This is a genomic window from Flavobacterium salmonis, from assembly GCF_903819435.1.
Lineage (GTDB): Bacteria > Bacteroidota > Bacteroidia > Flavobacteriales > Flavobacteriaceae > Flavobacterium > Flavobacterium chungangense.
In genome coordinates this window covers 59,187-73,573 of the sequence record NZ_CAIJDP010000083.1, presented here as the reverse complement: position 1 = coordinate 73,573, position 14,387 = coordinate 59,187, and the positions used below count along the sequence as shown (strand labels likewise).

At 34.5% G+C, this 14,387-nt stretch carries 7 protein-coding genes; all 7 read right to left on the bottom strand.

The features are described 5' to 3' along the window. Positions 1-199: 199 nt before the first annotated feature. A complete protein-coding gene (locus FLACHUCJ7_RS19485) occupies positions 200-1,306 on the bottom strand; it encodes a pectate lyase family protein (protein WP_078226491.1) in 1,107 nt (368 codons plus the stop codon). Positions 1,307-1,719: 413 nt separating this feature from the next. Further along, on the bottom strand, positions 1,720-5,751 hold the full coding sequence (locus FLACHUCJ7_RS19480) for a PAS domain S-box protein (protein ID WP_180910122.1): 4,032 nt from the start codon (positions 5,749-5,751) through the stop codon (positions 1,720-1,722). An 18-nt stretch (positions 5,752-5,769) separates the two neighbouring features. Further along, entirely contained in the window at positions 5,770-6,216 is a 447-nt protein-coding gene (locus FLACHUCJ7_RS19475; protein ID WP_031457402.1) for a response regulator, read from the bottom strand. A 573-nt stretch (positions 6,217-6,789) separates the two neighbouring features. Next, positions 6,790-9,600 carry a M16 family metallopeptidase gene (locus FLACHUCJ7_RS19470; protein WP_180910121.1) on the bottom strand — a complete coding sequence of 937 codons (2,811 nt, stop codon included), beginning with the start codon at positions 9,598-9,600 and terminating at the stop codon, positions 6,790-6,792. 114 nt (positions 9,601-9,714) lie between these two features. Next, a complete protein-coding gene (locus tag FLACHUCJ7_RS19465) occupies positions 9,715-11,982 on the bottom strand; it encodes a Gldg family protein (RefSeq protein WP_180910120.1) in 2,268 nt (755 codons plus the stop codon). Positions 11,983-11,993: 11 nt separating this feature from the next. Then, positions 11,994-12,941 carry an ABC transporter ATP-binding protein gene (locus tag FLACHUCJ7_RS19460; RefSeq protein WP_180910119.1) on the bottom strand — a complete coding sequence of 316 codons (948 nt, stop codon included), beginning with the start codon at positions 12,939-12,941 and terminating at the stop codon, positions 11,994-11,996. A 66-nt stretch (positions 12,942-13,007) separates the two neighbouring features. Further along, complete coding sequence (locus FLACHUCJ7_RS19455) at positions 13,008-14,381, bottom strand: RagB/SusD family nutrient uptake outer membrane protein (RefSeq protein WP_180910118.1); 1,374 nt, start codon at positions 14,379-14,381, stop codon at positions 13,008-13,010. Positions 14,382-14,387: the final 6 nt, after the last annotated feature.

Genomic DNA, 14,387 nt, shown 5'->3' with positions numbered 1-14,387 from the left:
AAAATAGAATCTTAACTTCATTTTTTATGAATAATTAAAAGAAGCATATATTCAGTCTCAAAAAACTGAAATATATGCTTCTTAAATTTTAACCCGTCGGGTAATTAAAAGGCTAATTCAATACAATTTCTTTACCATAATTAATGCGTACATTATTATGTTTTTATGTTCTATAATTACACCCACGGGTAAAATATAATTAAAAAGAACCACAAATATTTCCTGTAAAAGTGGCACCTGCGTTAGCTGTAACATCAGCTTTTACAGAAGCTGTAGGAAGTGTAACGATAGTATATGGGGGTGTAAAAGCGTTACTCCCACTTACAGTATTTGTGGTATTTGGAAAACTATTGTCAAGTTCTGTGATGGCTGTAAAACCCGTCATTAGATCGATAGGTTTGGTAACACCTTCGAAAACATTTTTTTCAACTCTGATATCTGCTTCAAAGCCTGCCATGATGCATTTATTACTAACTGAACTGTTAAAATAACTGTTTATGATATGAACTTTTCCAAATCTTACTCTTGGCATTCTCTCTTTGCATCCAGGTCCCCACCAGCATCTCGCAAAAGTGATTCTTAATTTTCCACGATCTCCGGTAGCCGTATCACTTGAACCAATTAAATTTGAAAATCTATGATCGTCCGTTCCGCCTGGACCTCCTGCTTTTGGCGTTTTCAGATAACTGAATTTAGTGTAAGAAACTGTAACAAAATCAGATTTATTTTTAATGTCTAAATTTCCATCTACTCCATCTCTGAATTCGCAATGATCCACCCAAACATTTTGGCAATTATCAATAATAGCATTGTCCCAGCCGTCTGTATCGTAAGCTCCCGGCCCTTCAAAAATTAAATTTCTGATGATAATATTGGTACAGTTCTTAATATTAATAATCCCTGAATTTGCTGTAGTCTGATCTGTTGATACCAATTTTGCACCGCTTGCACCATATATGGTTTTTCCTGACTGTCCCTGAAGCAATAACCTTCCGGTAGCAGTAGCCGGAATTTGAATGGTACCAGTTATCTTTATAACTTTTACAGCACTGTTTTCAATTGCTGTCTTTAAGGCAGCATAAGTGGTGACTGGTGTCTCTGAAGAACTTCCGCCTCCTGTTGTGTTTCCATTTTCTGAAGCCCAGCCGGGAACTTCAGCGCAATTACCAACTTTGGCTGTACTGGGAGCAAGATCAAGAATAGCTATCGCATTTTCATTTTGATCGGCACTGCTATCTTCTTTACTGCAGGAAACAGTAAAAAAAATTGATACTAATAGCAGTGAAGCAATTTTTTTAAATTTCATAATTAATTGATTAAAAGGGGTTACTTAATTTGTGGTACAAATTTTACAGAAATCCTCATTTAATTTGTTGAACTAATTCAATACTTTAGGAATAATTTATGAGCATTGAATCAAATGGATATAGGTTCCTTTTAAAAAAATCTGTCTTTAGATCACAAAAACAACTCTATTAGAAAATGATATTTCTGGATGAGGTAACACCAAAAGTAAAACGAAAAATTAGTAACCTAATGCGTAAAAGCTTCCGCTACAGAAGGCAAATTTTCTTAAAACTTACTAAGGTTTTATCAATTGATTTGAAAAAAATAGAATTGAAAAGTCTCTCGAAAGGATAAACTAAATTCCATGTTTTTTCTCCATAAACTAATCAAAAAACAATATTGTTACATGCAAGACTGTTTAATTTGAAAGGTCTATTGTTTATTTTGATTTACAGGAATATAAATATCAAAAGTAGCTCCCTTGTTTTGTTTGCCACTTGCCATAATAAATCCGTTGTGATTTTCTACGATTTTTTTAACAATAGCCAATCCTATTCCAGTTCCTGTATACTCCATTTTTCCGTGTAAACGTTGAAACACTTCGAATATTTTTGCACTGTATTGTTGGTCAAAACCAATACCATTATCTGAAATACTAATATGGCAATAGTCAATATCAGGGACTACATTTTTATGAGTCAATGTTGCTCCCTTAATTATTTTGCTGTTAATTTTTATTAATGCCGGTATTTCCGGCTTAGAAAATTTAAGAGAATTACTTACTAAATTATACAAAAGCTGTCTAAACTGAAATGGGATAACATCTATTACATACGTTTTCCCTTTTTCTATGACCGCATTGTGCAGTTCTAATTCTTCTCTCAGGTCTTCCTTTACTTCATCAATAATTGCTGATAAATCTGTTTTTTCAAATATCCTTTCCTGTACATTGGTTCTGGAATAAGCCAAAAGATCATTAATCAAAGTTTGCATTCGCTTTGCCGCGTTCTGCATCCTTTGAAATTTATCCTTTCCAACATCTGATAAGTTATCGGATTCTCTATCTATAATTTGTGTGGCAAAAGTCTGTATTTTTCTTAGAGGCTCTTGTAAATCGTGACTGGAGATATAAGCAAAAGACTGGAGTTCCTTATTCATTTGCTCCAATTCTATATTTTTTTGCTCGAGTTCCAATGCATTTAGCTTTAGTTTATCCTCAGCTTTCTTTTTTTCTGTGAGGTCATGTGTCACTTTTGAAAATCCGATAACTTCACCTTTTTTGTTACGAATAGCTGTTATGACCGCACTTGACCAAAAAAGAGTTCCGTCTTTTCTAATGCGCCAGCCTTCCTGTACTGCTTTTCCTCTTTCACGGGCTAATTGTAAAAGTTTATTAGGCAGGTTATTTTTTCGATCTTCTTCTGTATAAAAAATTGAAAAAGATTTCCCTATTATTTGCTCTGCTTTGTATCCTTTTATTTTTTCTGCCCCTATATTCCAATTTTCAACTATTCCTTCATGATTTAGATACAATATGGCATAATCCTGTACTTCCTCTACCATTAAATGATAACGTTCCTCACTTTTTCTCAAAGATTCGTTTATCAAACTAAGTTCTTTTGTACGCTCTTTTACCAGTTTTTCCAATTCATTGGTAAAAGTTTTTTGATCTTCTATATCAGTGCTTGTACCTACCCACATTTGTATTTTTCCGTTTTCATCTATTTGCGGACTTGCACGGCTTAGTTGCCAGCGGTATACACCATCATGTCTTTTGAAACGATGTTCAAATAAAAAATCTTTTCCGGTAGCAATTGACTCCATCCATACTTTTGAACTTTCAGCTCTCTCGTCAGGATGTACAATTTGCAGCCAGCCCTCTTCAGCTATTTGTTTTGGCGTTAAACCGGAATAGGTATAAACCGATTTATTACAATAATTCAAATTACCGTCTGTATCTGATGTCCAGATATGCTGAGGCATTGAACTGGCAAGAAGCCTGAACTTTTGTTCGCTTTCTTCGAGTTCCTGCTGGTGTTTTTTTAGTTCTGTAATATCTCTGGCAGTACCTAATAATCTTTCTAATTTATTATCTGCATCATAAAAAACTTTTCCTTTTGCTTCTACCCAGTGAACAGACCCATCATTCCATATTACCCTTGCTTCATAATAAAGATGTCCTGATGCAATTGCATGTTTAAAGGCTTTTTCTCTAATAGGCAGATCATCCCGATGGACATGTTTAAGTAACTGTTCATGGGTTAATTCTACATACTCTTTATACCCGCCAATGATTTCGAGATATCTGTTGGAATAGATAAGTTCTTTTGTTTTTACATTCAATTCCCAGGTACCAAGCTCGCTGGCTTCTACTATAATATTAAGTCGTTGTTCGTTTTGCTCTATTTCGTTTTTTGCTTCTACTTTTTCAGTTACTTCAGTTACTGTTACAATGATACCCGAAATTTTTCCGTCTTCTTCTTTCAGCGGATGGTAAAGAAAATCAAAATAGCAAACATCCTCAATACCTTGTCTTCTTAAAGGAACCGGTACTTCGTTACCGTGATAGGGAATACCTGTATTTAAAACCGCATCTAATAGGGAACTAACTGTTTCTTTTACCTCAGGCAAAGAATCAAAAAGCGGTCTGCCTACAAAGGATGCTTCGTCTCTGTCAACCAGTTTCAGATAAGCTTGATTGGCCATTTCTACTATATGCTCCTGACCTCTTAAAATGGTAATTCCAACCGGAGCTTGTTTTACAGTATTACGGAATTGTTTATTAGCCTCTTCAATTTCGCGTCTTGCTTTTACCTGAGGGGTGTTATCCAAAACCCAAATAGCAACTTTTTTTACTTCTCCCTCAATATTTTTAAGTGGGGCATAAACAAAGGTTACATATATAGTTTCTTCTTTTCCATGTCGAACAAGTATCATTTCTACCTCATTGATATAAAAAGGGATACCATTGTCCACTACATTTTCAAGAGCCTCTTCATAATACGATTTTACCTCCACGAATGCATCCCAATAGTATTTACCGGCTATTTCATCATAAGGTTTTCCGGCTATTTCAATAAAACTGTCGTTTACTATTTCGGTTACTAAAGTTGCTGCATCCAATACACAAATACCTATTGGAGATTGCAGTACCATACTGCGTAAATTTTCTTCACTTTCTTCTACCCTTTTCTTAGCTAAATTCAGATCTGTCAGGTCAAGTCCGGTATTCATAACACCATATATGTTTCCTTTCAAATCATACAATGGCGTAAATTGATAATTAAAATAATAAGTTCCCCAATTTCCATCTACCAGTAAATCCAGAGGTGTATTTTCTGTATGAAAGGGTTGTCCGGTTTTATAAACATTTTTAATCTGCTCAAACACCAATTGATTGGTTAGCTCTGGTAAAAGATCCATAAATGATTTTCCAATTACATCATTTCCTTTTCCCCAGATATTGATAATAGATTCATTGGCCAGCTCAATAATCATTTCTTCACCAGTATAAACTGCAATGGCAAATGGAGCATTTTCTACCAATGCCCTTATTTTATGCTCGCTTTCCTCTATTCTTGAACGGGATATAATTTGTTCTGTTACTTCAATAGCAATGGCTACTATGCCTGAAATCGTTCCATCGGCTTCTTTTAATGCCTCATATCCAAAATTGATATAAGTGGTTTCTATTTTCCCGTTTCGGGGGAGATTGACAGGATGTTCATTTGCAATAAATTTTTCTCCTGTTTGATAAACTTTATCCAGTATTGACTCCAGACCTTGGCCTTTTGCTTCAGGCAAGCCTTCAAATATAGGTTTGTTTATGACTTCATTTTTGCTTTTTCCCCAAATCTCAAGCATCATGTCATTTACAATTTCCACAACATGATTTTTTCCTCTGAAGACACACATTGCAGTTGGAGCCTGAATGATATTGTTTAGATAGCGGTTGTTACTTTCTTCTAATTTTTTAAGGTAATATATGTTTTCTGTTGTTTCGCTGCAGATTACCATTACACCGGCAATTTTTCCGGATTCATCGTGTACCGGACTGTAGCTAAATGTCCAATAGACATCTTCAATCTTTCCGTTTCTGTATATTGGAATAAGCTGATTTTCACTCCATGTAGATTCTTCTCCTGCTAATACCTGCTGAATAAGAGGGTTTATAATTGGCCAGATTTCAGGCCAGGCGTCCTCTGCTTTTTGTCCTAAAATTTTAGGATGTTTACCTTCGTTTCCAAGGCTTGGACGATATGCATCGTTGTAAAAACAAGTAAGTTCATCGCCCCACCATAAAAACATTGGGAATTTTGAGTTCAAAATAATACCGAGCGAAGTACGAAGACTTTGCGGCCAGATATCCGGAGTTCCTAATGGTGTTTTACTCCAATCTTTATTCCGAATGAGCTCTCCCATTTCGCCTCCACCCTGAAGAAAATAATACTCTTTATTTGTCATGCGTATCCAGGTAAATATTTAGGGCTGAAGAATAAAATCCTCTCTTTCAGGTTTTTTAAAATTGGTTTCGGCTGTTACTTTAAGTGCATTCCCTATCACTTGTTTTAATTTGGAAAAATCACCGGGTTTGCGAATATAATATAAAGCACCTTTATCATACATTGTATTTACAATTTCCATATCCAGAGAAGTTGAAAAAATAATCACCGGAAGCTCTTTTAGCTCGTTGATTTCTTTTATTTCAGCCAGACATTCATACCCGTTTTTACGTGGCATATTTAAGTCAAGAAAAAGCAAATCTGGCAAATTATCTGAATCTGTTATAGTCAAATGATTCATAAGCTCTACACCGTCATTAACTGTTATAAGAGTAACAGGAAGTGTGAGTTCATCAAGTGCTTCTTTAAAAAAAGCGCAATCATCCTCATCATCGTCAGCCAATAGAAGACTGTAATTATGTTTCATTTTGTGCAGGATAAATTTAATAATTTTGATTTTGTTTAAAATCATTTATGAATCAGAAAAATCATCTTGTTTTAGGTCAATTTTATTTTTATTTCTAAAAAAAAATAAAATCTAAAATGTTTTTATATCTGCTAAGATAAAACTAATTTCAATAGCAATAGTGAATACTATCCTGATAAATTTTAATGCTTTAGGATAAAATCTACAATCTTTTTGTTTAAAGCACTTTGTCAATTATAAGTAAGAATTGAAAACTGAATCTTACAATTTATTTTCAGGAAGAGGATATGAGCACTTTTTCTATAACTTCTGATTTTTTTTTCGTCAAGTTGGTTACAAGATGTAAAAAGATGCTCTAAGAATTCAGCATTTTCAGGATTATTAAGGATACGATATCAAAAAAAAAATTTGCATACACTCTCTTCGTCATTGTAGGTTAGTCCTATAGATTTAATGAAAAGATAAATTATTTTCTCCTATTTAAAGTATATATATTGAGTGTAAATAAAAAGGCTGTCTTTATCAGACAGCCTTTAAAACTAATTAAAATAAAAAAAATGTATGTTAAAGCTCTTACTTTCCTGATGTGTTTTCAGGGTTCATAATTACCTCAACACTACTAGAACTATCCAAAACGTGCTTACTAAACTGCTGAATAGTTTTTTGATTAATTTTAGAAATTAAATTTTTATAGTCTTCATCCTGTAAAAACGGAATCTGATTTAAAGTGTTATTATAAATGGTACTGTTCCAGAATGAATTGGTTTTAAGCGATTCTTCTCTGTTTTTTAGGAGCGCTTTTTTAATGTCCTCCAAATCATTTGTATTCACCGGAACCGTCTTTAAATCATTTAATTCTTTCCAGATAATCTGCATCAATTTTTCCTGTTTATCAGGATTACAGTCAAAATTTAGTGCGAGACTAAAAGTTGGTGCTGGAATCTGTTCTAAGGTTCCGCCTACATTTACCCCATAACTTCCGCCTTCTTCTTCTCTGATCGTCTGCAGGAATCGTTTTGATAATAATTGCCCGATTACATAAATATTCATTGCGTTTTCTTTACTGTACTCGGTTTTACCTGTTAGGTTTAAATAAACAGTTGTCTTAGGAACTTCCATTGGGCGTTTAAAATGAACAACTGTTTTTCCTTTTTTAGGTTCAATGTTATGATTGACATAATTCTCTTTTACAGCCGGATTTGATTTTAGATTTCCGATGTATTTCTGAATCAATTCTAATCCTGATTCCGGAATATTTCCAACAAAAATAAACGTGAAGTCAGCCGCGTTTTTAAATCGGTCACGGTAGATGTTTTCAGCTTTTTTCAGATCAATAGCTTCCAGGAATTTTTCGTTGAACAGAAACGTACGTGGGTTTTGGTTAGAGTTCGCTAAGTCAACAGCCTCTTTAAAAGCATTTTCATTGTCGTTTTTAATATTCTCTAAATTGTTTTTATATTGTTCTTTTAGAATATTAAAAATGTTCGAATCAAAACGTGGTGACTCAAAAGAAAGATAAAGCATTTGTAGCATCGTTTCTAGATCGGCTTTATTTGAACCTCCCTCGAATCCCTGCGTATTTTCACCAATAAAAGGAGATGACTGTGCCATTTTTCCGGCGAGCTTTTCTTTTAAACCTAAATTATCAAAGTTGCCTAGTCCGGAAGATCTTGCAATAACAGTTGCGATTTCGGCAGAAGCGAGATCTTCTGTCTTTACTAAAGATTTACCTCCTTTTGAAAATGCTGAGAAAACAATCTGATCCTGAGAATACGTTGTTGGAAGCACAATTACTTTAGCTTCATTTTCTAAAATATATCCTTTGGCATCTTTTATTCCGGCTACTTCAAATGTTTTTTTGATGGCAGCTGGTTTTAATTCTTTTTCTATTAAAGGCGCATTGTTTTCTTTTTTTGTATAAGGTTCTAAAGTCATGTTTTCCACTTTTTTCATGACATTAACAACGGCTTCTTTGTTTGGGAAATCATTTTTATCCTGATCAGAACCTGTTACCAAAACCACCTGATTTGTTGGTTTTTGAATGGTTTTCACATAAGCATTCAATTCTTCTAAACTGATGCTTTTAATAATGCCTGTTATTAGTTTGTAATCATCCTCAGCCGAAAGAAAAGGTTTGGCTTTCAGGAAATAGTTTGTCAATTTATCTGCCCATGTTTCATTGTCAATTTTATCTTTATTACTGATAAAATCATCGTAAGAACTTATAAAAAGTTTTTTAGTCCGGTCTAATTCGGCTTGTATCGCACCAAAGCGTTTTAAACGTTCTGCTTCTGTGTAGGCTTCTTCAAATGCCTCCAGCGTTTTTCCTTTTTTACCTAAAGCCAAAATATTATAAGTGGTATTTAATCTTGAAATTTCGCTAAAATAGGTTTTTAAATTCAGGCTTGAACCTTGATTTTTTAAGAGTTGTTCGTTAAAACGATTGTTTAATATACTGGTATAAAAAGAGTTCATGACGTTTTTACGTGTTACAAGACTATCTTTTATAAGTGGTTCGTCTATGATGTACCGCAAAGTAATAGCTGTTGAAGAAGCTTCTTTATCTGAAGCAGTTTCAAAATACAATTCGTCATGTTTCGGAATTATTTCATACGTTCTTGGTGTAGCTTTTTTAGTTAAAGGAATACCAGAAAATATTGCTTTTACCTTTTGTTCCATGGCTTTTACATCGATATCTCCAACGATAATAACAGCTTGTAAATCCGGTCTGTACCATTTTTTATAGTAATTACGCAATTCAGCATATTTAAAATTATTGATGATATCCAAATCTCCAATCACATCGCGTTTACTATATTTTGAACCTTTGTACAAAACAGGATCGGTCTGCATTTTTAAACGGAAATCACTCGTTCTTCTTGTTCTCCATTCTTCGCGGATGACACCTCTTTCTGCATCGATTTCTGCATCGGTTAAAGATAAAGAACCGGACCAGTCGTGTAACACCCAAAGGGTAGAATCGATTAGTTTTTCGTTGGTTACCGGAACAGTACTGATGTTGTAAACCGTTTCGTCCTGAGCGGTGTAAGCGTTGATGTCCTTACCAAAACTAACACCGTTTTTTTCCAGCATTTTGATTATGCCTTTTCCTTTAAAATGTTCCGTTCCGTTAAACGCCATGTGTTCCAGAAAATGCGCCAGTCCGTTTTGATTGTCGTCTTCTAATATGGCACCCACATTTTGAACAAAGTAAAAACTCGCCCTGTCTTTTGGTTCTTCGTTATGCAGAATATAATAGGTCAAACCGTTTTTTAATTTTCCGGTTGTAACGTTTTTATCCAGCGGAATTGTAGTTTTGAATTGAGAAAACGCTCCTTGAAAAGACAACAGCAGCATCCCAAAGATGATATTTTTTTTAGTCATTTTTTTTATTTTTTTACCCAATGGTTGTCATTAAAAAGTCAATTCGGTGTTTTTTTGATTGGGGGGCAAAAATTAAATCGAAAATCATTTTTAACGACAACATAGAGGGGGATTTTATCTTCTGTTTCTTCTAATTAATATAAAAGCACCACTTAATATAATCAATAAAGGAAACAGTCCGATGAAGACCATTTTACTGATGAAAACCTGATTTGCATTAATTGTTATTTTATTGTCTGTGCTTTCAGGACGTGTTGTATCTATTGGAAATTCATAATTGCTGAACCAGCTGAAGAGATCTGTAACAAACTGAAATGTCCCTGATCCGCCTCGGCTCAACTCAGCATTACCCATAAAATCAGCATCACCGGCAACGATTATTTTTTGTGATTTGCCATTGATGTTTCGGGTTAAAGCTACTACAAGAGGAACTGATTTTACAGCAGGCTGTTTTTTCAATTCCGGTGAAACTGATGTAATTCCAGTTTGTGATTCCCAGGCTGGCTGATTGTTTGTTTTTAAAAGTGGGGTTACTTTAAACCCTGCATTTTTAACTATTTTTATACCACTGCTTCCTAAAAACGGAATTGGATTATTATTTGGATTGGGGCTAAACTTAATTAAAGTCGAATCTACATTTCTTTGAAGTTCCGTTACTAAATAATCCGGAGAATTGATTTCGCTTTCCTGAACCAATGTTTGTTTGGTATACCCTAAACCTAACTTATCGGTAATTGCAGTTAAAGCCGAATTCGTTTCAGGCTCTGCTAAAAGCATCAGGTTTTTTCCCTGATCGATATATTTGTTGATACGGTCAAGAGCACCCTGACTTAATTGCGTTTTTGGATCTGCAATAATTAAGATATCTGTCAGCTCTGGAACATCCTGCGCATTAATATCAACAGAAGATACATCAAAGCCCTGATTGATTAGGGAATATCTGAAAGTAATTTCATTGAAACCTGTTTTGTAATTCTTATCTCCAATTTTGTCTACACTGCGTTCCATGTTACCGGTTGCAAAAACAATTTTAGGGGCAGTCACCACCAAGCGTTTTAAGGCTGCCGAGATTTCTTTTTCACTAGGAGATTTGAACATATCATCATACATTCTCAAAAATGTTTTCTTTCCGTTGTATTCTATCGTTCTGACTACGCGGTTTTGTTCTGGTCCTAAGTCAATAATTTTTTTAATTTCGGCAGGGTTATATACTTTTTTTAGTTTCAGATCTTGGGACTCTATCATTTTTTCAGCAAGCTGCTTATCATTCAGTCCCGGATTTTGTGCGTACAATGCTGTATTCGTAGATGTATCATAATAGTACACATATTCCATCTGAATTTGAGGCAAATAACGGGTGTATTTAGCAAAACTGGCAATATCCTGATTTTGAAAATAAGGCATAGCCATATAATAATTAATGTCCAGAAGATTATCATAAGCTGTAATCTTAATCGGTCCTTTCATTTGCTTAACTATCGCTAAACTGTTTTCGGTAAGGGTTTTGTCTTTTGTACGGGTCATATCATGGTACAAAGTCAAAGGGGCTCTTGACGTGATATAACCAAGGGACAAAACGACAGTGATTAATAAGCTATATTTTAGAACTCTTTTTGAAATAGTCTGTGCATCTCTTCCGGTTTGTAATTTGTAAATGCTCAGTACAATAAACAGAGCGCTTACTAAAATAAAATAAAAGACGTCTTTACTAATGATAAGACCTTCAAGCATTTCGTCGGCACGGCCTGCAATAGACAGGAAATAAGTAATGTCTTTTACATATTCGATATCCTGCCATAATTTGCCAATAAAATTTAAACCAGCCAAAACAACCAAAGTGCTAATAGCCGCCACAACCTGATACGAAGTAAGGCACGACATAAAAAGCCCGATTGCTGCATAAGTACAAACCATCAAATACAAACCTATAAGTCCGGAAAGTGCAAATTTGAGATCGACATTTTCAATAGCGAAATAGGCAATTCCAACCTGCAGTCCCAGAATTGCAATAAATAATGAACAGTAAACTGCAATAGCCAAATACTTTCCTATTACAATTTCCTTAATTTTTATGGGAGAAGAAAGTAAAAGTTTTATAGAACCACTGTTAATTTCGCGGCTTACCAACCCCATAGTCAATAATGGAATGTATAGGTATAAATATTCCTGCATTTCCGTATATAATCCGCTGAATCCGGAAAAGACAGTTTGAGTAAGGTTATGCATTCCTTCTCCAATTTTTTGTGCTTTTTCAAAACGTTCGACTGTGTTAAAAAATTTCCAGCTGGACTGGATTGAAAATATGACTAAAACGACCCATGCCACCGGCGAATAAAACATGGTGTTGAGTTCAGTTTTAGCGATTCTGTATATTGTTTTCATTTATTTGTTTTTTAAGAAAGGATAGCGTTTTTTGAAGGTGCTTTTTTAGATAATTGGGCAAAAATTTCATCGAGAGAGACTTTTTCGAACTGAATTTCACGTAATTTCCAATTGCTTGAAACGCTCTGAGCTACAATTTTTTCAGCAACTTCCTGTGTTCCTTTAAAAGTAATCTGTACTTTTTTAGGAGAAAGATAAACTGCTGCTGTGATTTCATCTATTGCAGTTAAGGCGTCGATTGTTGGCGGATTCTCGAAACTTGCCGTTAATTTATCGGCTTCGATATAATTATTAAAAGCATCCAGCGTATCAGCGAAAACCATGTGTCCGTTTTCAATCATTCTGATATCCTGGCATGTAGCCTGAACTTCAGAAAGAATGTGTGACGAAAAAATCACAGCTTTATCCTGGGCAATTTTCTTGATTAAATTTCTAACTTCTAAAATTTGGTTTGGGTCTAATCCGTTGGTTGGCTCATCTAAAACCACCAGTTTTGGCTCGTGAATAATGGCTTGTGCAATTCCCACACGCTGTCTGTATCCGCCGGATAAGTTTTTAATCAATCGGTGGCTGAAATGTGAAATCCCGCATTTTTCTTTGGCTTTTTCAACTGCATTTTTTAAATCTTCTTTTTTAACATGACGCAATTCTGCACAGTGAATTAAATATTCGTTTACTGTTAAATCTAAATGCAAAGGTGGTGTCTGGGGTAAAAAACCAATTAGTTTTTTAGCTTCAACAGGGTTTTCTTTCAGGTTGATTCCGTCAATAAAAATATTTCCATGAGTTTGGTTTAAAACGCCACAAAGAATATTCATCGTGGTTGATTTTCCGGCTCCATTAGAGCCCAAAAGCCCCAGAATCCTGTTTTGTTTAATTTCAAAATTAATATTTTGTATTGCCCAATCCTTACTATATTGATGCGACAAATCCTCAACTCTTACAATTGTTGTTTCCATAGTGTTTTTTAAAATTGCAAGAATGTATTTTTAATCAAAAACACATTCTTGCATCAATTTTAGTGTTTAATATCCTGAATTTTGTTTTAAGAAAGGATTAGAGCGAATAGCTTGTTCAGGTATTGGATATAAACGGTCAGTAGTTTTCCAGATTTTATCTGATAAAACAGAGAGGGTTTCATCCAGTTTTCCGGTTCTTTTAAGATCCATCCATCTGTGTCCGTTTTCTGCAAAAAATTCACGTTGTCTTTCCAGCGCAATTAAATCCAGTAATTGATTAGGATCTGTTAAAGTAGTATTGCTTAATAAAGCTCTGTTTCGAATGACATTGATATCTTCCTGAGCTCCGGTAATATCATTTGATTTTACTCTGGCTTCGGCTCTGATCAAATACAACTCTGCCAATCTAAGTACTGTTGAGCGTTCTGAAAAAGAACTACCAAAATTAACTTTGTACTTATATGGTGCAATACCTAAAAATGCACCGTTTCTATCCTTAATATCAATTGTCCACTTTGTCTTTCTGTCATCACCGGTTTCAAAAAGGGCATTTCCTTTTCTTAATAATGACCGACCAGCGGTTGTAAATACAAAAGCACCTTCATAAGTATAATTGACATTATAATAAGGTATTTGAAGAATAGACTCCTCATTGTCTGAAATAAACGGACTGTTTGATTCACTCAAACCTGTAATTATTTTGTAAGTTCCCGTTTCGTTTAGTACTGCAGTAGCATGTGTAGTTGCATCAGTCCATTTTCCTAAATACAAATTTACTCGTGCAAGCAAAGCCTCAGCAGCCCATTTTGTAGCTCTGATTCTTTGTTGTTCTTTATATTTTGTATAATCCGTTGGAAGATCTTTTGAAGCATCCGTTAAATCAAGTATAATTTGTTCATAAACAGCTTCTTGAGATGATTTCGGCAACAATGCAGAAACATCAATATTTGTAGTGAGTACTAATGGTACATCACCCCAAATATTAGTCAGGTAAAAATAACAATAGGCTCTTAAAAATTTTGCCTCTGCAATCCATTGTTTGCTTTTAACAGGATTAAGTGTCTTACTTTTGCTTACTCCTTCGACAACATTGTTGGCATTATAAATTGTTTTGTATAATTCTGACCACATCGAGCCTATAGTACCATCAATTTCCTCAATTTCATTGCTACTATAAACAGTTGCAATACCATTTTGAGGTATTAATTCGTCAGAAGTCTGTCCAAGAACATGATGTAGATTATTGTAGTAAAATGAGGTAACCATACTCTGGTAAATTCCGTTTACCGCAGCATCTGCAGTTTGATCTGAAACATATACGGTTTCAGATGATAATTCGTTAACAGAAAGGTCAACATCCAGCATATCCTCACAGCCTGTAAGTCCTGCTAAAATTAAAAACGAAAATATGTAGGTATATTTAGTGAAAATATTTTTCATAATTTG